Annotated in this window: 20 protein-coding genes; 5 read left to right on the top strand and 15 right to left on the bottom strand. The window is 68.0% G+C overall.

The features are described from left to right. Nucleotides 1-399 precede the first annotated feature (399 nt). Nucleotides 400-1803: a hypothetical protein gene (locus tag E9536_RS18360; protein WP_136470344.1), complete on the top strand. Its 1404-nt coding sequence runs from the start codon at nucleotides 400-402 to the stop codon at nucleotides 1801-1803. A gap of 142 nt (nucleotides 1804-1945) precedes the next feature. Beyond that, nucleotides 1946-3187, top strand: a complete 1242-nt coding sequence (locus tag E9536_RS18355; protein ID WP_119336940.1) for an FAD-binding oxidoreductase — start codon at nucleotides 1946-1948, stop codon at nucleotides 3185-3187. A gap of 23 nt (nucleotides 3188-3210) precedes the next feature. Here the strand turns inward: E9536_RS18355 and E9536_RS18350 are convergent, their stop codons facing one another. The 9 genes from E9536_RS18350 to E9536_RS18310 form a co-directional block, all read right to left on the bottom strand. Then, the gene (locus E9536_RS18350) at nucleotides 3211-3978 is read right to left on the bottom strand and encodes a FadR/GntR family transcriptional regulator (RefSeq protein ID WP_027789687.1); all 768 of its coding nucleotides are present in this window, start codon (nucleotides 3976-3978) and stop codon (nucleotides 3211-3213) included. Nucleotides 3979-4046: 68 nt separating this feature from the next. Further along, on the bottom strand, nucleotides 4047-4937 hold the full coding sequence (locus E9536_RS18345; protein WP_136470343.1) for an amidohydrolase family protein: 891 nt from the start codon (nucleotides 4935-4937) through the stop codon (nucleotides 4047-4049). Between the two features lie 84 nt (nucleotides 4938-5021). Next, nucleotides 5022-5963 (bottom strand): ABC transporter substrate-binding protein, encoded by a 942-nt coding sequence (locus tag E9536_RS18340; protein ID WP_021161439.1) that lies wholly within the window; start codon nucleotides 5961-5963, stop codon nucleotides 5022-5024. 100 nt (nucleotides 5964-6063) lie between these two features. After that, on the bottom strand, nucleotides 6064-7101 hold the full coding sequence (locus tag E9536_RS18335) for an ABC transporter permease (RefSeq protein WP_027789689.1): 1038 nt from the start codon (nucleotides 7099-7101) through the stop codon (nucleotides 6064-6066). Nucleotides 7102-7132: 31 nt separating this feature from the next. After that, nucleotides 7133-8671, bottom strand: coding sequence for a sugar ABC transporter ATP-binding protein (locus E9536_RS18330; protein ID WP_136470342.1), 1539 nt, complete (start codon nucleotides 8669-8671; stop codon nucleotides 7133-7135). A 12-nt stretch (nucleotides 8672-8683) separates the two neighbouring features. After that, nucleotides 8684-9460, bottom strand: a complete 777-nt coding sequence (locus E9536_RS18325) for an SDR family oxidoreductase (protein ID WP_136470341.1) — start codon at nucleotides 9458-9460, stop codon at nucleotides 8684-8686. A 43-nt stretch (nucleotides 9461-9503) separates the two neighbouring features. After that, nucleotides 9504-10781 (bottom strand): L-fuconate dehydratase, encoded by a 1278-nt coding sequence (locus E9536_RS18320; RefSeq protein WP_136470340.1) that lies wholly within the window; start codon nucleotides 10779-10781, stop codon nucleotides 9504-9506. 23 nt (nucleotides 10782-10804) lie between these two features. Beyond that, nucleotides 10805-11647, bottom strand: coding sequence for an ureidoglycolate lyase (locus E9536_RS18315; RefSeq protein WP_059489478.1), 843 nt, complete (start codon nucleotides 11645-11647; stop codon nucleotides 10805-10807). Between the two features lie 41 nt (nucleotides 11648-11688). Continuing rightward, complete coding sequence (locus tag E9536_RS18310) at nucleotides 11689-12453, bottom strand: SDR family oxidoreductase (protein ID WP_059649711.1); 765 nt, start codon at nucleotides 12451-12453, stop codon at nucleotides 11689-11691. A 666-nt stretch (nucleotides 12454-13119) separates the two neighbouring features. Between E9536_RS18310 and E9536_RS18305 the strand changes: the two genes are divergently transcribed. The 3 genes from E9536_RS18305 to E9536_RS18295 all read left to right on the top strand — a co-directional run bounded on the left by E9536_RS18305 (nucleotide 13120) and on the right by E9536_RS18295 (nucleotide 15081). Beyond that, nucleotides 13120-13410 carry a DUF3331 domain-containing protein gene (locus tag E9536_RS18305; protein ID WP_021161446.1) on the top strand — a complete coding sequence of 97 codons (291 nt, stop codon included), beginning with the start codon at nucleotides 13120-13122 and terminating at the stop codon, nucleotides 13408-13410. 170 nt (nucleotides 13411-13580) lie between these two features. Next, nucleotides 13581-14567: an oxidoreductase gene (locus E9536_RS18300; RefSeq protein ID WP_136470339.1), complete on the top strand. Its 987-nt coding sequence runs from the start codon at nucleotides 13581-13583 to the stop codon at nucleotides 14565-14567. A 214-nt stretch (nucleotides 14568-14781) separates the two neighbouring features. Then, entirely contained in the window at nucleotides 14782-15081 is a 300-nt protein-coding gene (locus E9536_RS18295) for a DUF4148 domain-containing protein (protein ID WP_027789696.1), read from the top strand. A 200-nt stretch (nucleotides 15082-15281) separates the two neighbouring features. Here E9536_RS18295 and E9536_RS18290 read toward each other — a convergent pair whose 3' ends face one another. From E9536_RS18290 to E9536_RS18265, 6 genes are all read right to left on the bottom strand, one after another. Continuing rightward, entirely contained in the window at nucleotides 15282-16478 is a 1197-nt protein-coding gene (locus E9536_RS18290) for a TauD/TfdA family dioxygenase (protein WP_136470338.1), read from the bottom strand. A 22-nt stretch (nucleotides 16479-16500) separates the two neighbouring features. Next, nucleotides 16501-17457 carry an alpha/beta hydrolase gene (locus tag E9536_RS18285; protein ID WP_060357460.1) on the bottom strand — a complete coding sequence of 319 codons (957 nt, stop codon included), beginning with the start codon at nucleotides 17455-17457 and terminating at the stop codon, nucleotides 16501-16503. 33 nt (nucleotides 17458-17490) lie between these two features. Continuing rightward, entirely contained in the window at nucleotides 17491-17979 is a 489-nt protein-coding gene (locus tag E9536_RS18280) for a thioesterase family protein (RefSeq protein WP_021161452.1), read from the bottom strand. A 29-nt stretch (nucleotides 17980-18008) separates the two neighbouring features. Further along, nucleotides 18009-18974 carry an L-carnitine dehydrogenase gene (locus E9536_RS18275; protein WP_124671638.1) on the bottom strand — a complete coding sequence of 322 codons (966 nt, stop codon included), beginning with the start codon at nucleotides 18972-18974 and terminating at the stop codon, nucleotides 18009-18011. Between the two features lie 87 nt (nucleotides 18975-19061). After that, nucleotides 19062-19991, bottom strand: a complete 930-nt coding sequence (locus E9536_RS18270) for a 3-keto-5-aminohexanoate cleavage protein (protein WP_119337895.1) — start codon at nucleotides 19989-19991, stop codon at nucleotides 19062-19064. A gap of 79 nt (nucleotides 19992-20070) precedes the next feature. Next, a complete protein-coding gene (locus tag E9536_RS18265) occupies nucleotides 20071-21024 on the bottom strand; it encodes a choline ABC transporter substrate-binding protein (protein ID WP_060173682.1) in 954 nt (317 codons plus the stop codon). Nucleotides 21025-21048: the final 24 nt, after the last annotated feature.

Here is a 21048-nt window from a genome sequence, read left to right as displayed (position 1 = left end):
TTGCTTCATCTTAGGTAAAAATCCGCGTGATCCACCAGTGGGAAACACCCGCTGGGAAGCGGGGGCAAGCGCGCTGAATCCGGCTTGCTCGCGACGCTGCGCGTGACTGCGAACATCGTCTTCGATTCAGTGTCGGCACCGAAGCATTGATCGGCGGATTGGCGCACCGGTTGCATCGTGGATTGCCTCGGTACGAACGGACCGGCCGCGACGGGATGTCTTGCGATGCGCCGTTCGCAATGGCGTAGCGAGCACGCGACGCACGCGGCCGGGCATTCGCTCGAACGCGGGCCGTCGCATCCGGTGACGGCCCGCTGCCGAGAAAGCCACTGACGTAGAATGGCCGGCACCGTCGATTCTTCCGACGAAACTGCACGTCATCTCACCTCGCTGATTCCAATGAACCTCATCGCCAGGATTTTCGGCGCGCGGCCACCGTCCACGGCGCCCTCGCACACGGTCTACTTGCAGCAAGGCCAGGCGATGCCGCTCGCCGACGCGCTGCAGAAGATCGCCGCGAGCCGCGACGTTGCGCTGCTCACGCAGGCGATCGGTCATTACTCGGGCTATGTTCGCGAAGCGGCGATCGCCCGCGCGGTCGAGCTTGGCGACAGCGCACTGCTCGAACCGATTGCCGCACGCATCAACGACTGGGTGCCCGAAGTGCGGCGCGCCGCGACGAACGCACTCGTCACACTGCTCGCGACCGTGCCGCCCAGGTACTTCGCCGCACTGCTTCCGTCGTTGCGCCAGCTCACATCGGCCACGCGCGAAGATCACGGTCCATGGCTGCACGCATTCGAACAGCGGCTGGTGCAGACAGGCGGCGTCGATACGATCGTCGACGCGATGCACGCCCCGGACTTCCAGCTCCGGCGCATCGCTTGCCTCGTGGCATTCGATCACCGGATCCTGCCGGCTGCCGAACTGGTCACGCACGGCCTGACCTCCGGCGACATCGTGCTCGCCCGACGGGCGGTGGCGATGCTCGACGACGTGCCGGCAAGCGATCGCATGCGCTGCATCGATCTCGCGGCCGACTCCCCGTTCGGCCCGGTTCGCCGCGCCGCACTCGCTTACATGATCGACCAAGGCATCGACGACGGCGCCGAGGCGTTCCTGTGGCGGTCAACGCTCGATTCGCAAAGCAGCTTGCGCGCCGCGGCGGCCCGGTTGCTCACCGAACTCGGCCGGAATGTCGCGGACCGCTGCGTTGCGCTGCTCGATACGGGCACGTTGTCCGGTACCCGGGTTCGCGCGGCGCTGTCGTTGCTCGCCGAACTGCGCGCGCCCGCCGCGATAGCGACGATGGAGCGGTTCTCGACGGATGCGCGCAGCCCGGTTCGTGCGCACGCACTCGTGCTGCTGGCTCGGCTGTCGCCATCGATCCGGGACGAGGTGGCCGCGCGCGCACTGCTGGACCCCGCCCGCAGGATTCGCAAAACCGCGGTGCGCCTGTGCGAGCAAGGTGCATTCGTCTCGCTCGCGCAAATCGAACAGGTGCTCGAGCGATACGGCGATCGCCATGCCGCACGTGCGATCTGCTCACGGGATCAGTGGGACAGTCTCGTGTGCATCGTGCTGATTGCCGCGCGCAATGAGCAACCGGACGATCCGGACGACGCGCTGGCGCGCGACCTGCAAACGTGGCTGCGCAATCCTGTCTCGATGTGGACGCGCCCCGGCGCGGCGCAGCGCGCGATGCTCGACACGCCGCAAGCAACACGCCTGCTGGCGACGGTTGCACGCGATCATCGCGAGGAGCTGCGCACCCGGCTCCTGGAACACGGAATCGAGATCTGACGCGCGAGCGGCCGACAACTCGCAGCCCGCAACACGCCCCGCGCCGTCGCGAGTATGCTTGCAGTTCGAACGAATTCCCGTTCGGGCGAAACAACCGCCACGATCTCGCGCTCGCCCGGCTAACCGTCACTCACCACCACCCATGGACTTCGACGTCATCGTTCTCGGCGCCGGCATCGTCGGCGTCTCCGTCGCACTGCACCTGCAGGATCGCGGACGCAAGGTCGCCCTCGTCGATCGCGGCGCGCCCGGCGAAGGCACGAGCTTCGGCAACGCGGGGCTGATCGAGCGCTCGTCGGTCGAGCCGTATCCGTTCCCGCGCAGCCCGTTCACGCTGATGCGCTACGCGCTGAACCGCTCGACCGATCTCTACTGGCACAGCGCGTCGCTGCCCGCGTTCGCGCCTTGGCTCGCGCGTTTCTGGTGGGAATCGGCGCCGCTGCGCCACGCGGCAGCTTCACGCGACATGCTGCCGCTGATCGAACGCTGCATCGTCGAGCACGACGCGCTGATCGCACGGGCCGGTGCCGGCGAACTGATCCGCGCGAACGGCTGGCTGGAAGCGTTCCGCACGCCCGCCGCATTCGAGCGCGGCGTCGCCGATGCCGGCCTTACTGCGCGCCGCCACGGGCTCGGCATCACGCCGCTCGATGCCGCCGCGCTGCTCGCGCACGAACCGAGCCTCGCCCCCGGTTTCTGCGGCGCGTTGCACTGGCTCGATCCGAAAAGCGTCGTCGATCCGGCCGCGCTCGTCAAAGCGTATGCGCATCTGTTCGTGCAAGGCGGCGGCACGCTGCTGACCGGCGACGCCGCGAGCCTCGACGCACGCTCGCCCGGCTGGCAAGTGAACACGCAGGACGGCACGGCCGCCGCGCCGGCTGTCGTCGTCGCGCTCGGCCCGTGGTCCGACACGGTGTTCGGCAAGTTCGGCTACAAGATCCCGCTGCGCGAGAAGCGCGGCTATCACATGCATTACGCGCCGTCCGCGCGCGGCGTGCCGTCGGCGCCGATCGTCGATCGCGAATACGGTTACGTGATTGCACCGATGAAGCGCGGGCTGCGGCTGACGACCGGCGTCGAGATCGCGCGCCGCCGCGTGCCGCCGACCGGCGTGCAGCTCGAACGGGCGGAACGCGTCGCGCGCCCCGTGTTCGGTTTCGGCGAGCGGCTCGACCCGCAACCGTGGCTCGGCTTCCGGCCGTGCACGCCCGACATGCGCCCGGTGATCGGCCCCGCGCCCGCGCATCGCGGGCTGTGGTTCGCGTTCGGGCACAACCATCACGGGCTGACGCTCGGCCCCGTCACGGGCCGCCTGCTGGCCGAGATGATGACGGGCGAAGCGCCGTTCACCGATCCGGCGCCGTATCGCGCGGATCGCTTCTGACCGCGCAGCGCATCGACGCGCGCTCAGTCGAGCGCGCGCCCGAAGATGCGGATCACTTCGTCGAGGTGCTCGGCCATCGCGCGGCGCGCGGCGTCCGGGTCGCGCGCGCGGATCGCGTCGAGGATCGCGCGGTGCTCCAGTTCCGATCGGTGCGGCATGTCGTTCGGCATGTACAGCGACTGCAGCCGCTGGAACATCAGGTCGTACTTGTGCGCGAGCAGCTGCTTGATCATCAGCGCGTACGCGGCGTTGTCGCTCGCTTCCGCGATGCGGATATGAAACAGCCGGTCGCCCGGATGCGTGAGCGAACCGCTGCGGTTGTCTTCCTGGTTGCGCAGGAACGCCTCGTGGATGCCTTCGATCTGCTCGTCGGAGCCGTGCTTCGCGGCAAGTGACGCGGCTTCCGGCTCGATCAGCCGGCGCGCCTGCAACAGCGCGAACGGCGGGATTTCGGTATCGAGATCGAGTGCGATGCCGAGTTCGGGATCGATCTCGATCACCGTGAACGGCGCGGCCTTCGCTGCCAGGTCGGGCGCGGGTTCGGGTGCGGCGGCCGTTTCGGGGTGGCGCACCTTCACGCCGTCGCCGACGCGCACGCTGACGAGCCCGCTCACTTCGAGCGCGATCAGCGCTTCACGCACCGACGTGCGCGACACGCCGAACTGTTCGGCCAGTTCGCGCTCGGGCGGCAGGTAGCTGCCCGGCGGAAAATCGCCGGACTCGATCATCGCACTGAGCTTGTCGGCGATCTGCTGGTACAGGCGGCGGTTCTGGATCGGCTGGATGGACATACGTTGATGCTGGTGATCGGTTGCATTGCGGACGGCCCGGCGAAGCGCACGGGCCGTTCGCGCCTATTTTATATGCCGCGCTTCGCGTCGCCCGGCACCGCGTAACAACGCGCCGCCGTCCCGCCCCACAGGGCGCTGCGCTCGGCCGCCGACAGCCGCGATTCGGCCCAGCGCTCGACGATCGATGCGACTTCGTCATACGACGCGGCCAGCAGGCACACCGGCCAGTCCGAACCGAACATCAGCCGCTGCGGGCCGAACGCGTCGAGCGCCGCGTCGAGGCACTGCTCGATATGCCGGACGTCCTTCCCGCGCAGGCCGCGCTTCCAGTCCGCCTCCGTCACGAGCCCCGACAGCTTGCACGCGACGTGCGGCAGCGCGCCCAGCTCGCGCAACGCGGCGCGCCAGCGCGCGAGCGCCGATTCGTCGCGCTCGAATTCGGCCAGCGCAGGCTTGCCGGCGTGATCGAGCACGAGCCAGTGCGCGTCGTGCCGTGCGCAGAACGCCTGCACGTCCGGCAACTGGCGCTCGAACACGAGCACGTCGTACACGTAACCGTTCGCCTGCAGCCACGCGATGCCGCGGTTGAAGCCGGGATCGGCGACGAACGCGCCGGCGTCGGCTTCGTCCTGCAGCTGGTGCCGGAAGCCGCGCAGCTTCGGGCTGCGCCATTCGGCGACGCGCTCGGCAAGCTGCGGCGCGGAAAGATCCTCCCAGCCGACCACCGCCGCGATGTGCGTATCGTCGCGGGCGAGATCGAGCAGGAACGCGGTCTCGTCGCGCCCGGCGCGCGCCTGCACCGCGATCGATGCGCCGAGCGCCTGCGCATGCATCAGCGGCCGCAACGCGTCGGGCAGGTAGTCGCGCGCGAGCACCTCCATGCCGGGGCCGATCCACGGATAGTCGGCCGCGCGATAACGCCAGAAGTGCTGATGGGAATCGATACGCACTGCGCCCATGGTGTCCTCGTGTTCTGCTCCGGCCGCCCGCCCGCGCCGCCGCACACGCTACGCGCCGCGCGCGGCGGCGCCGTGGCACGGCGTTCAGTCGTACAGCACCGCCGCGATCTTCGGATCGTCGATATTGGTCTTGTCGTACCAGTAGAAACCGGTATCGATGACCTTCGGCAGCTTCTCGCCCTTGATCGCCTTCACGGCCGCCTCGACCGTCTTGTAGCCGATCCCGATCGGGTTCTGCGTGATCGCGCCGGCCATCAGCCCGCTGCGGATCGCGTCCTTCTGCTGCTTGCCCGAATCGTAGCCGACGATCACGACCTTGCGCTTCATTTCACGCACGCCGTTGACCACGCCGATCGCCGAGCCTTCGTTGGTGCCGAACAGCCCCTTGAGCTTCGGGTACCCCTGCAGGATCGACTTCGTCACCTCGGTCGACTTCAGCTGGTCGCCTTCGCCGTACTGCACGGTCACGACCTGCACCTTCGGGTGCGCCGCTTTCATCCGCTCGAGAAAACCGTCGCGGCGGTCGATGCCGGTGCGGCTCGTCTGGTCGTGCGCGACCACGGCCACTTCACCCTCGTCGCCGATCAGCGCGGCGAGCTTGTCGGCGGCCAGCGCGGCGGCGGCCTTGTTGTTGGTCGCGGCCGTCGTCACCGGGATGTCGCTGTCGACGCCCGAGTCGAACGCGATCACCGGGATCTTCTCGGCCTGCGCCTTCTTCAGGAGCGGCAGCGCGGCCTTGCTGTCGAGCGCCGCGAAGCCGAGCGCGGCCGGCTTCTTCGCGATCGCGGCCGACAGCATGTCGATCTGCTTGTCGACCATCGCCTCGGTTTCCGGCCCTTCGAACGTCACCTTCACCTTGTAGTCCTTCGCGGCCTGCGTCGCGCCCGATTTCACGGCCTGCCAGAACTGATGCTGGAAGCCCTTCGAGATCAGCGGGATGTAGGCTTCCTGCGCGTGCGCACCGGCCGTGACGCCGACGGCGAACGTCAGCCCGACGATCGCGTTCAACACCTTGCTCCTGATCACTTCGCGTCTCCTTTTTTCGTATCGACTGGAACGACTGGAACGCCGGCCGGAACCGGCGGTGAAGCACATGCCTGCGTGGATGCCTGCGTGCATGCGTGCATCAGCGGCGCCGCCGGCGCAGGATGTCGACGTAGACGGCCAGGATGATGATCACGCCCGTCACGACCGTCTGCCATTCCTGCGCGACCGACATGATGCGCAGGCCGTTGGTCAGCACGCTCATGATGAACGCGCCGATGATGGTGCCGACGATGCTGCCCGCGCCGCCCGACAGCGACGTGCCGCCGATCACGACGGCCGCGATCGCATCGAGCTCGTAGCCCTGCCCGAGCGCGGGCTGCGCGGAGTTCAGCCGCGACGCGATCAGCAGCCCGGCGATCCCGCACACCGCGCCGCTGAACGTGTAGACGGCGATCTTCCACGCATCGACGTTCACGCCGGACAGCCGCAGCGCCTCCTCGTTGCTGCCGAGCGCGAACGTGTAACGGCCGAAGATCGTGCGGTTCAGCACGATCGATGCGCCGATCGCGACGAGGAACAGGATCAGCACCGCATTCGGGATCGGCAGCGCCGGAATCAGGTTGCCGATCAGCGAATCCTGCGCGATCGACGTGAAGCCCGGCGTGTCGTTGAAGTAGATCGGCCGCGTGCCCGAAATCACCAGCGACAGCCCCTTGAGCAGCATCATCATGCCGAGCGTCGCGATGAACGGCGGCACCTTCATCTTCGCGATCACGAAGCCCGATACACAACCCGACAGCGCGCCGAAAAACAGCGCGGCCAGGATCCCGAGCGGCAGCGGCATGCCCCACTTCGTCAGCACGACGCCGGCCATCACCGCGCAGAACGTCATCAGCGTGCCGACCGACAGGTCGATGCCCGACGTGATGATCACGTAGGTGCACGCGACCGCCAGCACGCCGTTCACGGCGGTGGCCTGCAGGATCGTGACGAGGTTGTCGACTTCGAGGAAGTTCGGCGACGCGAAGCTGAAGAACACGATCAGCAGCACGAGGCTCGCGAACGCGAGCAGCTTCTGGCGCGCGGCGGGGTTGAAGAAGCGCGACTTCAGGCTCGATGCGCCGGCAGGCGTATCGGCGGACGCGAGGGGCGGAACGGGATGCGTATCGTTGGACATGATCGGATAGGCGTATGGATCGGCGTCTGAATCAGGACAACACGGTCGACTCGCGCTGCGTCGCGAGCTGCATGATCTTTTCCTGCGTGGCGTCGGCCGCGCGCAGTTCGCCGGTCACGCGCCCCTCGCACATCACGAGAATCCGGTGGCTCATGCGCAGCACCTCGGGCAGTTCCGACGAGATCATCACGATCGCCTTGCCGTCGGCGGCCAGCGCGTCGAGCAGCTTGTAGATCTCGCTCTTCGCGCCGACGTCGATGCCGCGCGTCGGCTCGTCGAAGAACAGGATGTCGCAGTCGCGCAGCAGCCACTTCGCGATCACGATCTTCTGCTGGTTGCCGCCCGACAAAAGGCGCGCGGGCTGCGCGACCGACGGCGTGCGGATCGCGAGCTGCCGCACATACGCGTGTGCGGTGTCGCGCATCGCGCGCGCGTCGAGAAACACGCCACGGCGCACGAAACGGCGCATGCTCGACATGGCGATGTTGTTCTGCACGTCCATCCCGACCGCGAGCCCGAAGTGCTTGCGATCCTCGGACAGATAGCCGATGCCGTGCTTCACCGCATCGGCCGGCGTGCGGATCGTCACGGTCTTGCCGTGCACGCGGATCTCGCCGGCGTCGATCGGGTCGGCGCCGAACACCGCGCGCGCGACCTCGGTACGGCCCGCGCCCATCAGCCCCGCGAAGCCGAGGATCTCGCCGCGCCGCAGCGTGAAGCCGACGTCGCGGATCGCGCGGCCGCGCGACAGCCCGCGCACTTCGAGCGCGACGTCGTTCGCGGACGTATCGGGCGGCGTGCGGAATTCCGTCGCGAGCTGGCGGCCGACCATCATCGCGATGATCGCGTCCATCGACGTATCCGCCATCGGCACGGTCGCGACGTACTTGCCGTCGCGCATCACGGTCACGCGATCGGCGATCTGGCGCAGCTCGTCCATCTTGTGCGAGATATAGACGATGCCGACACCGTTCGCGCGCAGGTCGCGGATGATGCGAAACAGCTCGGCGATCTCCGCGTTGTTGAGCGCGGCGGTCGGCTCGTCCATGATCAGCACGCGCGAGTCGAACGACAGCGCCTTCGCGATCTCGACCATCTGCTGCTTCGCGACCGTCAGCCGGCCGACCGGCGTGCGCGGGTCGAGATCGAGCCGCATCCGCTGGAAGATCGCGGCGGCATCGCGATTCAGCGTGTCTTCGTCGACGAACACGCCGAAGCGGCCGCGCGGCTCGCGGCCGATGAAGATGTTCTGCGCGACGCTCAGGTGGTTCATCAGGTTCAGTTCCTGATGGATGATGCCGATTCCGAGCGCCTGCGCGGCGCGCGGATCGGCGATCTCCACCGCACGGCCGTCCATCCGGATCTCGCCGTCGTCGCGCTGGTACACGCCCGCGAGGATCTTCATCAACGTCGACTTGCCGGCGCCGTTCTCGCCCATCAGCGCATGCACTTCGCCGGCCCGCAGGTCGAAACGGCAATCGTCGAGCGCCTGCACGCCCGGGAAGCGCTTGCTGATGCCGGTCAATGCGATCAGCGGCGGCGCGGCAGTCAGGTTCGGGTCGGGTTGCATGGAGCGCTGCCCTCAGCTGATCGCACGGTCGAGATGCGTATAACCGCCGTCGACGAACAGCCACTGGCCAGTCGTGTGCGATGCGCGTGCCGACAGCAGGAATACGGCCGTGTCGGCGATCTCGTCGGCCGTCGTGAAGCGTTTGCCGAGCGGCACCTTGCCCGCGATGCCCGCCAGCTTCGCGTCGGGGTCGTCGAAACCGGCGAGCCAGTTGCGGTAAAGCGGCGTCATCACCTCGGCCGGAATCACCGCGTTCACACGCACGCCGTCGTCGCGCAACGCGACGGCCCATTCGCGTGTCAGCGCGAGTTGCGCGCCCTTCGACGCGCAATAGCCGCTCGTGTTGCCCTGGCCGGTCACGGCCGTCTTCGACGAGAGGTTGACGATCGCGCCGCGCGTCGCCTTCAGGTGCGGCACGCAGTAGTGCGCCATCACGTAGTAGTGGATCAGGTTGCGCTCGAGCGACGCGACGAACGCATCGCGACCGGCATCGAGCCCGACGCCGTCGTTGACGCCCGCGTTGTTGACGAGGCCGTCGAGACGACCGAAGCGCGCGACGGTCTGCGCAACCGCGTCGCGGCACTGTGCGTCGTCCTGCAACTCGACCGACATGCACGCGGCCCGCGGCTGCTTCTGCACGAGTGCGCGCCAGAACGCATCGTCCGGCGCGTGGCGCGCGAACACCACCGGAATCGCGCCTTCTTCGGCAAGCCGCATCGAGATCGCGGCACCGATGCCCGACGCGCCGCCGGTCACGATCACGACCTTGTGTTGCAGATTCAGATCCACTTCGCGTCTCCGTCGTTCATGTTGTCGGCACGCTCAACGCGTGTCAGCCCCGGAACCGGTATTGCTCCAGCGATTCGGGTTTCATCTCGATCGAAAAACCGGGTGCCGTCGGCGGCATGTAGGCCGCGCCGCGCACGATGCACGGTTCGACGAAATGCTCGTGCAGGTGATCGACGTACTCCGTCACGCGCCCTTCCTTCGTGCCGGAAATGCACACGTAGTCGATCATCGACAGATGCTGCACGTATTCGCACAACCCGACGCCGCCTGCATGCGGGCAGACGGGCAGCCCGTACTTCGCGGCCATCAGCATCACCGCGAGAATCTCGTTCACGCCGCCGAGGCGGCACGCATCGATCTGCACGACGTCGATCGCGCCGCGCGCGATGAACTGCTTGAACAGGACGCGGTTCTGGCACATCTCGCCGGTCGCGACCTGCACGGGCACGATCGCTTCGCGGATCGTGCGATGCCCTTCGACATCGTCGGGGCTCGTCGGCTCCTCGATGAACCACGGCCGCGCGAACGCCAGCTCGCGCACCCAGTCGATCGCCTCGTCCACTTCCCACACCTGGTTCGCGTCGATCATCAGCTTGCGGTCCGGGCCGATCGCTTCGCGCGCGATCGTCACGCGGCGGATATCGTCCTCCAGGTTCGCGCCGACTTTCAGCTTCACGTGGTCGAACCCGGCTTCGACGGCTTCGCGGCACAGCCGCCGCAGCTTGTCGTCGCTGTAGCCGAGCCAGCCGGCCGACGTCGTGTAGCACGGGTAGCCGTCGCGCTCGAGAATCGCGATCCGTTCGGCCTTGCCCGGCGCCTGCCTGCGCAGCAGGTCGAGCGCTTCGTCCGGCGTCAGGCAGTCCGTCAGGTAGCGGAAGTCGATCGCGCGCACCAGTTCCTCGGGGCTCAGGTCGGCAACGAGCCGCCATAGCGGCTTGCGTTCGGCTTTCGCCCACAGATCCCACACCGCGTTGACGACGGCCCCCGTCGCCAGATGAATCGCCCCCTTGTCGGGGCCGATCCAGCGCAACTGGCTGTCCGACGTGACGTGCCGCCAGAAGCGGCCCATGTCCGCGCGAATCCAGTCGAGGTCGAGGCCGACGACGAGGTGACGCATCGCGTCGATCGCCGCGCAGCAGATCTCGTTGCCGCGCCCGATGGTGAACGTGAGGCCGTGACCTTCGAGCCCGTCGCGGTCGGTTTCGAGCACGACGTACGCGGCCGAATAATCGGGGTCCGGGTTCATCGCATCGGAGCCGTCGAGCTGGCGCGAGGTCGGGAAGCGCACGTCGAGGACGCGCATCGATCGAATGATAGGCATGACGAATCGTCCGCGAAAGGGAATCAGGCCTGCACGGTGCGCTGGCGTTGCTCGCCGAGCCCGTCGATACCGAGCGTGATCACCTGCCCGGCGCGCAGATAGACGGGCGGCTTCTGCCCGAGGCCGACACCCGGCGGCGTGCCGGTCGAGATCACGTCGCCCGGCTGCAGGCTCATGAAGCGGCTCAGGTAGCTGATCAGGTGCGGCACGCGGAACACCATCGTCGCGGTCGTGCCGTTCTGGTAGCGATGGCCGTCGACGTCGAGCCACAGCCGCAGCGCATGCGGATCGGGCACTTCGTCGGCCGTCACGAGCCACGGGCCGAGCGGCCCGAACGTGTCGTTGCCCTTGCCCTTGTCCCACGTGCCGCCGCGTTCGAGCTGGAATTCACGCTCCGACACGTCGTTCACGACGCAGTAGCCCGCCACGTGCGACAGCGCGTCGGCTTCCGCGATATAACGACCGCCCTGGCCGATCACCACGCCGAGTTCGACCTCCCAGTCGGTCTTCTCCGAGCCGCGCGGAATCTCGACGTCGTCGTTCGGCCCCGAGATCGCGCTCGTCCACTTGCCGAACACGACGGGCTCCTTCGGCACTTCCATCCCCGATTCGGCCGCGTGGTCGGAATAGTTGAGCCCGATGCAGATGAACTTGCCGACGCGGCCGACGCACGCGCCGAGCCGCGGCGTGCCTTCGACCAGTGGCAGCGACGACGGCGGAATGTCGCGCAACCGCGCGAGCGAGGCCGGCGCCAGCGCATCGCCGGCGAGATCGTCGATCACGCCCGACAGGTCGCGGATGTGGCCTTGCGCATCGAGCAGGCCCGGTTTTTCATGGTGCTTGTCGCCAAATCTCAGCAGTTTCATATCGTCTTGAACGGAAATGGAAAGTAGCGGGGAAGGCGCGGTCAGTTCGACCAGCCGCCGTCGATCAAATGGATCGCGCCGGTCGTGAACGACGCTTCGTCGGACGCAAGGTATAGCGCGAGCGCGGCCACTTCGTCCGCGGTGCCGATGCGGCCGATCGGCTGGCGCGCGACGAACGCCCGGCGCACCTCGTCGGCCGACACGTCGCGCATGCGCGCCTGGTCCGCGATCCGCTGCTCCAGCGACGGCGATTCGATCGTGCCCGGACAGATCGCGTTGCAGCGGATGCCGCGCTCGACGAAATCGGCGGCCACCGCCTTGGTCAGGCCGATCACGGCCGCCTTGGTCGTGCCGTAGACGAAGCGGTTCGGCACGCCCTTCACGCTCGACGCAGCCGACGCCATGTTGATGATCGACGCGCCGCCCGCTTCGAGCATCGCGGGCAGCAGCGCGCGGATCAGGCGGTACATCGACGTGACGTTCAGGTTCAGCGAGAACGCCCATGCGTCGTCGTCGCAGTCGAGGATCGAGCCGTGGTGGACATAGCCCGCGCAGTTGAACAGCACGTCGAACGCGCGCTCGTTCGCGGCAAGCGCCGCGACGTCCTGCGCATCGGTGACGTCGAGCCGCCGCGTGGCCAGCCGGCTGCCCGCGCGTTCGGCGTCGGCCTCGAGCCGCACGAGCGCGGCTTCGTTGATGTCGGTCGCCAGCACGTCGGCGCCCTCGCTCGCGAACCGCAGCGCGGTCGCGCGGCCGATACCCTGCCCGGCCGCCGTCACCAGCGCGCGTTTGCCCTGCAATCTCATGAGCGACTCTCCCGAAAAAAACCGGCCACCCGTCGGCCGATTGGCACAAAGGACTAAAGGTCCAACCAATCATAGGAGTCGACTTCGCGTTTGTCACGAAATCGGGATTCAGTATTTACCCGGGCGTGGAAATCGGGCGGTCGAGCAAGAATTCGGCATTCGATGGCCCGCAGGAGCCTGTCCCGAGATCCGCGCGCACCCAATACCGGCGGGCCGTCCAGCCGTTTATCCACACGCGCCCGGCGCGGCGCCACGCCAAACTGGCGAAAAAGTCATGTTCGCGTCAGGGTCTCAACGGGATGCACGCGCCATCATGACGTACCGGACTGCGCTACCGGTCCATCGCCACCCCGCCCGCGTTCGATCCCTGCGGGCACCTCCGTCCCCCGGCGATGGGCTCCGTGACTGGGCGAGCAGACACGGCGCGCAGGCCGATTTCCCGCCCCGGACTTCATGTCCGGGGCGTTTTTGTCTGTGGTTTTCCCAAGAAAATAAGCGTGGATTGTTTCTAAATCGGCAAAAGGTAATTTGAGCCAGACAGGATGTTTTTTCCGGTCACAGACGCTTACATTTAGCGCACCACTCATGGAAACCGCTACGGATTCGCCATCGGGTAGTGACATCCACTGCCACGGACGAACCGCACGAGCTTTAGGAAACGGCAAAATGAAGGCCTCCAAATCCCTGCCTGTGCTCGATCCCGCCGACGTCCACGTCGAAATCCTCGAACGTTCCGATACGCTGCTCGTCGTCCGCTGGGTCGAGCCCGGCCGCTGTCACTACGGTGAACAGCGCTGGCGCCGCCGCTTCGCGCAACGCACCGGCACGTGCGCGCTGTCGCGCCAGGTCATCCAGCGCGGCGACGAAGTCTTCCGCCCGGCCGAACGCCCGGCGCCCGCGAACGCGGCGGCGATGATCTCCGCCGCCGAAGTGCTCGCGCTGGCCGGCGGCAGGTAAATCCTGCCGGCCGCGCATCGCGGCACGCGGTGCCGCACGACGATGCGCAAGCCCTAGAAGCGCCGGTCTAATTCCCCTGCTTGCCTGCCACGACCACGCGCACTATCGTTACACCACTCGATGTAACGATTACGTGCCGCGGCCACCCGGTCGCGCCGATGGAGGCAGACATGCATGCATGGAGCGCGCGCCACGTCCCGGCGCAGGGCGGCAAGGTCGCGGTCGTAACCGGTGCCAACAGCGGGCTCGGCTGGCAACTCGCGGAAACGCTGGCCGCGAAAGGCGCGACCGTCGTGATGGGTTGCCGCGACGCGGCCCGCGCCGCGCAGGCCGCCGATGCGATCCGCCGGCTCCATCCCGATGCCCGCGTCGAAGCCGACGCGCTCGACCTCGCTGATCTCGCCTCGATCGCACGCTTCGCGGCCGATGTGGCCGAACGCCATGGCCGCGTCGATATCCTCTGCAACAACGCCGGCGTGATGTTCCTGCCGCTGCGCCATACGCGCGACGGCTTCGAGATGCAGTTCGGCACCAACCACCTCGGCCATTTCGCGCTGACCGGCCATCTGCTGCCCGCGCTGCGCGCCGCGCGCCGGCCGCGGGTCGTGACGATGTCGAGCGGCCTCAATCGCGGCGGCCGGATCCGCGTCGACGACCTGCGCGCCGAGCGCCGCTACAACCGTTATCTCGCCTATTGCGACAGCAAGCTCGCGAACCTCGTGTTCGCGATCGAACTTCAGCGCCGTTTCGAGCGCGCGGCGTTCGCCGGGATCAGCGTCGCCGCGCACCCGGGCTACGCGGCAACCAACCTGCAGTTCGCGGGCCCGGTGATGGACAGCTCGCCCGCGCGCGCCGCGCTGATGCGGGCCGCGAACCGTTATCTCGCGCAGCCGGCCGACCAGGGGGCGCTGCCCGCGATTCATGCGGCGACCGCGCCCGATCTCGCGGGCGGCGCGTATATCGGGCCGTCCGGCTGGTTCGAGTCGCGCGGGCTGCCGGCGCCCGCGAGCGTGCCACGCGCGGCCCGCGACGCAGGATCAGCGGCGTTGCTGTGGGAGGCATCGGAAGCCGCGACGGGCGTGCGCTTCCTCAGCTCGGGCGCGCCGGCCGGACGTTCGCCGGGCCGGCCGTTCGACACGGCGGCCGAGGCGCGCTGAAAGGCATGTCGGCCTCCGCAACATTCTTCATACTTGTTGCACCAACCGATAAGAAAGCCCGTTGAAAGCCTGAGTCGGCGCGCCACTGTTACTGCCCAGGAAACAATCTATCGTCAAAATCAGCGTTTACCCTGAACCTTCCGATGACTAAGATTCGATCAATCGCTTAAGACATGGTGTCAAGAGCGAACCCAATAAAACACCGGAGGTCATCATGAAATCGCTCGTTTCCGCAGTCGTTGCCGCTGCCGCCCTGTCCGCTTCGTTCGGCGCATTCGCCCAAAGCACCGTGACCCGCGCGCAAGTGAAGAACGAACTGGTTCAGCTCGAAAAAGCCGGCTACAAGCCGGGCCTGTCGAGCCCGTACTACCCGAACGACATCCAGAGCGCCGAAGCGCGTGTTCATGGTGCCGACACCAGCGGCTACGGCGCGCAACCGGCTCCGGCCGTCCACTCGGGCGCCCCGGCCGCAACGTCGTCGAACGCTCGCGACTCGATCTTCTTCGGCCAGTAAGCCGATGCGCCCCCGACGGGCGCCGCGCGCAGCGCGATGAAGAAACATCAGGACGAGCCCCCTTGCGGGGCTCGTCCTTTTTTATGAAACGCATACCTCCGCCGCCCGGCAGCGGGTGGCTTCGCCCGGGCGCCTCGCGTCCGGGCGCTTTTTCATCCTGCGCGGCAGGTGTGCAGGCAGGATGAAGCCGCGCTTGCCCGTCAGTGCGGTGCAGCCGCGGCGGGCGCCGAACGCGACAGCACGCGCCACCGCGACAGCAATTCGTCGCGATCGACGTAGCAACCCTGCAGATGCCGGCGGCCGGTCGACGGATCGAACTCGGTGCGCGCATGCAGTACGCGCCGGTTGTCGAACGCCCACATGTCGCCCGCCCGCAACCGGCGCTGCACGCGAAAGCGCGGCTCGCGCGCAAGCGCGAGGAACCGCCGGTACGCGCGATAGACGGCCGCGACCGAGCCGGCCGGCGCATCGAGCGGCCCGCGCAGGAAGTTCGCGACGCGCACCTCGGTCACGTTGCCGCGTGCATCGAGCCCGATCACCGGCGCCGAGCAGCGATAGTCGCTGTTCGCACTCTTGTTCCAGAACTCGAACGGCGTCGACGCGAGTTGCTCGAAATCGGCCGGATGCTCGCGCCGCAGCGCATCCGCCAGCGCGAAGCCGTCGAGGAACACGCTGTCGCCGCCGGTCGCATCGTTCGCCAGGCAATGCAGGAACTGCACGCCCGGCTGCAGCTCGCGGGTCGGCAGATCGGTATGCGGCGGCAGGTTCAGCGACGTATACGCATTGCTGTCCGGGCGCGGCTTCGATTCGACGTCGAACAGCACACCGAAATTGCTCTCGCGGATCAGGCCGATGCGGCGCGCGATCTCGTCGACGCGGCCACGCTCGGCCGGCACGCCTTCGACGAGCGTCAGCCCGGTGCGCTGCAACGCGGCGAGCCACGCGCGCAATGCGCCGTCGTCCTCCATCACGTCGCGCCACGCGAACACGCCGATGGCCGTCGCATCGTCGCCGGCCCACACGTGCCGCCCGTGCGCGGCCTGGCGCTCGGCGCGCGACGCGTCGTCGTACGCATGCGCGCGCAACCATCCCGGCGACCACGCGCTGCGATGTCCGTCGTTCCACTCGACATGCAGCGCGCCGTCGGCTTCGATGTGCACCGCGCGCGCGGCGAGATCCTCGCGCGCGTCGGCGATCTCGAACACCTGTTCACGCGTGACGGCATGCACGCATGCGGAGCACGCGCAGTTGTCGCGCAGCCAGTCGAAGTGAAACGGCGATCGTCGCGTGTCGCTCCACTCGACGTCCACCGCTGAGTCGCCAATCACGACCGCCGCAATGGTCGCGTCGACCGAAAACGTCCGCCAGTCCTCGATACGGTGTTGCGCTGCCTGCATCGTTGCCTCCCGGAAACGCCCGCTACGCGTGTGGTGCGAGCAGAAACCCGCCGACCGTCCGGTGCATCCGCGCCGCCTGCGGGCTCGTTCCGAGCGCGCGCCAGCAGCCGTGCACCAGCCCCTCTCCCATCCAGTAGTGCGCGGCACCGCCGGCCGCGCGAATCCGTTCGACGTACACGCGCGCATCGTCGCGCAGCGGATCGTGTTCGGCGCCGATCGCGAGGACGGGCGGCAGGCCGTCGAAACGCGCAGCCGCGAGCGGCACCGACGCGCGCAACAGCGGATTGCCGTCTCCCAGCGCATCGGACAGGCCGCCGTTCCAGTACAGCGCGCGATAGCGATGGACGTCGTCGAGCGTCAGCATCGGCGCGTGCGCTTCCGTTTCGCGCGCGGGCGATTGCGGTTCGAACCCGAGCATCGGATAGACGAGCGCGATGCCGTCGACACCGCCTTCGCCCGCATCGCGCAACGCGGTGGCCACGGCCGCCGCGAGCATGCCGCCCGCGCTGTCGCCCGCGAGCGTCAGCGGAGGCGCGCACGGCCCGAACGGCCAGCGCGCGTCGCGTGCGGCGCGCGTGACGGCCAGGCAATCTTCGAGCGCGGCCGGCGCGCGATGCTCGGGCGCCAGCCGGTAGTCGACCGCGATCACGTCGAGCCCCGTATCGGCCGCCAGTTGCGCGGTGATCAGCGCATGACTGTCGAGCGAGCCGACGACGAAGCCGCCGCCATGAAAGAACAGCACCGTGCCGCGCGGCGCACCCTGCGCGGACGTGTAGCGCCGCAGCGCGATCGCGCGGCCGTCGGGCGCCTGCCAGACGGCGTCCTGCTGCACGATGCCGGCCGGCAGCGCGGCCGGCGTCCACTCGGCCGCGAAGCGGTCGTAGAGGCGGCGCTGCTCGACGGGCGAGCGTACGGCCGCGTCGGCCGGATACCACGCGTCGACGGCAGCGACGAACGCCGCGATTTCCGGTTCGAGCATCGTGTGCGCTCCGCGCTTGAAGGTTCGCGCCCGCTATCGGCGCGGCGGCAACGCGATCACGCGGCCCGCATACGCGGGCGCCGCGCAATCGCGCTGCAATGCATGCAGCCCGGCCACGCGTGCGGCCACGTCGTCGTCGAACGGCGCCGATTTCGCGCCGTCGCGCGTATCGACGTGCAGCAGCATCTGCTCGCTCGCCGATACCGCATCGTCATGCCCGTCCGCGAACAGTTCGAGATACAGGTGCAGCCGCTTCGCGTCATGCGCCAGCACACGCGCATCGACACGCACCTGCGTGCCCTCCTTGATCTCGTGCAGGTAGTTCACGTGCGCTTCGAGCGTGTAGACCGAGCGGCCCCGCTCGCGACGCGCGGCGTCGTCGAGGCCGATGCGATCCAGCAGCGCATCGGTCGCGAAGCTGAAGATCAGCAGGTAGAACGCATCGCGCAGGTGGCCGTTGTAGTCGACCCATTCGGGCCGCACCACGTCGCGGTATATCGTCAGCGGGGTATCGCCGGTCATCGCCTTCAGTCCTTTAGTCCCTTAGTCCCTTAGTCCTCGAATCGCATCCCGTGCCGCGCCTTCACCGCGGCGATCGACTTCAGCACCTCGGTGATGCACTCGTCGCGATAGCGCTCGAGTTCCTTGATGCTGCGCGTGCCCTGCTGTTCGGTCGTGCCTTCGACGACGCTGTCGATCAGCGCATCGGTGAGCGTGGGCGCGACCAGCTTCGTCCACGGCAGTTCGAGCGCGGGGCCGAACTGCTGCATGAAGTGTCGCATGCCCGCGTCGCCGCCGGCGAGCGTGTAGGTCAGGAAGGTGCCCATGAACGACCAGCGGATGCCCGCGCCGAAGCGGATCGCGTCGTCGATCTCGCCGGTCGTCGCGACGCCTTCGTTGACGAGATGCAGCGCCTCGCGCCACAACGCTTCGAGCAGCCGGTCCGCGATGAAGCCCGGCACTTCCTTTCGCACGTGCAACGGCCGCATGCCGAGCTTGCGATAGATCTCCATCGCGCCTTCGACCGCTTCCGGCGACGTGCGCGCGCCGCCGAGCACCTCGACGAGCGGCAGCAGGTAGACGGGATTGAACGGGTGGCCGACCACGCAGCGCTCCGGATGCGTCGCCCGCGCGTAGAAATCCGTCGGAAGCAGCCCGGACGTCGACGACGCGATGATCGCGTCGGGTTTCGCCGCGCGGCTGATCTGCTCGTGCAGTTCGAGCTTCAGCGCCTCGCGCTCGGGCGCGCTTTCCTGGATGAAATCGGCATCGGCGACGCACGCTTCGATCGTCGCCACGAAACGCAGCCGCGCGGGATCGGCGCCGGGCGCGAGGCCGACGCGCTCGAGCGCGGGCCACGCGTTCGCGACGTTCGCGCGCAGCCGTTCTTCCGCGCCCGGCGCGGGGTCCCAGACGACCACGTCGAGACCGTGCGCGAGCGCGCGGGAAATCCATCCGCTGCCGATCACGCCGGTGCCGATGGCGGCGAACGTCTTGATGTCGGTCTTCACAGCCATGTCAACGCATCCTTCAAATCAGGGGAAATCGGTGGGCGGCCGCGCTGGGCGTGCCGCCGCGTCATGTCGGTCGGTCAGCGCAACGGCTCACGCGAACTCGGCGACCGCTCGGCGTTCGAGCAGACGCTCGCCCCGTGCGGGCAAGCCGAGCTTGCGGCGGCCTTCGGCCGGCGTCAGCACCCGGGCGCCGAGCCGTTCGACGATCTCTCGCGCGCGCTCGACGAGCGTGCCGTTGGTCGCGTGCACGCCGCGATCGAGCCAGATGTTGTCTTCGAGGCCGACGCGCACGTGGCCGCCGAGCAGCATCGCCTGCGCGACCATCGGCATCTGCATGCGGCCGATCCCGAAGCCCGCCCAGTGCGCACCCGGCGGCAGGTTGTCGACCATCGCCTTCATCGTGCCCGTATCGGCCGGCGCGCCCCATGGAATGCCGAGGCACAGCTGGAACAGCGGCGGATCGTCGAGCAGCCCTTCCTTCAGCAGTTGCTTCGCGAACCACAGATGGCCCGTGTCGAAGATCTCCAGCTCCGGCTTCACGCCGAGTTCCTGGATGCGCTTCGCGCCGGCGCGCAATTGCGCGGGCGTCGACACGTAGATGTAGTCGCCGTCGCCGAAATTCAGCGTGCCGCAGTCGAGCGTGCAGATTTCGGGCAGCAGCTCCTCGACATGCGCGAGGCGCGTGAGGCCGCCGACCAGGTCGGTGCCCTTGCCGAAACGCATCGGGTCCTCGCCCGGGCCGATCTCGAGATCGCCGCCCATGCCGGCCGTCAGGTTGATGATCACGTCGACGTCGGCCGAGCGGATGCGGTCGACCACTTCGCGGTACAGGTTCGGGTCGCGGCTGCCGCGCCCCGTCTGCGGATCGCGCACGTGGCAGTGCGCAACGGTCGCGCCGGCCTTCGCGGCCTCGATCGCGGCGGCCGCGATCTCCTTCGGCGTGACCGGAATCGCCGGATGCTTGCCGACCGTATCGCCCGCGCCGGTGACGGCGCAGGTGATGATGACTTCATGGTTCATGCTGGTTGCCTCGCTTGACTCGGGTTGTGTCGCATTGCGGGTGTTTCGTCAGGGCGCGCCGCGAGCGGCGCGCGGGCCGTCACAGGCCGAGATACGCCTTCACGGCCGGCAGCCCGTCCTTGCCGTCGAACGTCTTGACGCCCGCGAGCCACGGATCGAGCACCTGCGGGTTCTTCTTCAGGTACGCCTTCGCGGCCTCGGCCGGCTTCGTCTTGTTCATCACCGACTGCATCAGCTGGTTCTCGAGCTGCGTCGAGAAGCGCAGGTTCGTGACGAGCTTGCCCGCGTTCGGACAGCGCGCGATGAAGTCGGGCGCCGTCAGCGTGTACACGCGCGCTTCGCCGTAATTCGGGCCGAACGCCGCGTCGCCGCCGGACAGGTAGTTCATGCTCAGCTGGATGTTCATCGGATGCGGTTCCCAGCCGAGGAACACGACCCACTTCTTCTCGCGGATCGCGCGCTCGACCGTCACCAGCATCCCGGCCTCGCTCGATTCGACGAGCTTGAAGCCGCCGAGCCCGTACTGGTTCGTGTCGATCATCTTCTGGATCGTCGCGTTCGCGCTGCTGCCCGGCTCGATCCCGTAGATCTTGCCGTCGAGTTCCGCACGGTGCTTCGCGATGTCCTCGAAGGTCTTCAGGCCGGCCTGGTATTCGTAGCTCGGCACCGCGAGCGTTGCCTTCGCGCCGGACAGGTTCGGCGGTTCGACGACGTTGATCGACTTGCTGTCGAGGAACGGCTGGAGCTGCTTCTGCTGCACGGGCCACCAGTAGCCGAGCGACACGTCGAGCTGCTTGCTCTTCAGGCCGGCGAACGAGATCGGCACCGACGCGATCGTCGTGGTCGGCTTGTAGCCGAGCGCCTCGAACACGGTCGACGCGAGCGCCGTGGTCGACGTGATGTCGGTCCAGCCGATATCCGCGAAACGCACGGTGCGGCAGGTCGCGGCATCCGTTTCGGCCCATGCCTCATGCGTGAACGCGCCGGTCGCCAGCACGGCCGCGGCAAGCGCGGCAATCTTCGTCGACTTCATGGTTCGGTTCCTCCCTGTTGGACT

This window comes from Burkholderia sp. LS-044, assembly GCF_004803625.1.
GTDB classification, from domain to species: domain Bacteria; phylum Pseudomonadota; class Gammaproteobacteria; order Burkholderiales; family Burkholderiaceae; genus Burkholderia; species Burkholderia cepacia.
This window is presented reverse-complemented; position numbering and strand designations above follow the sequence as displayed.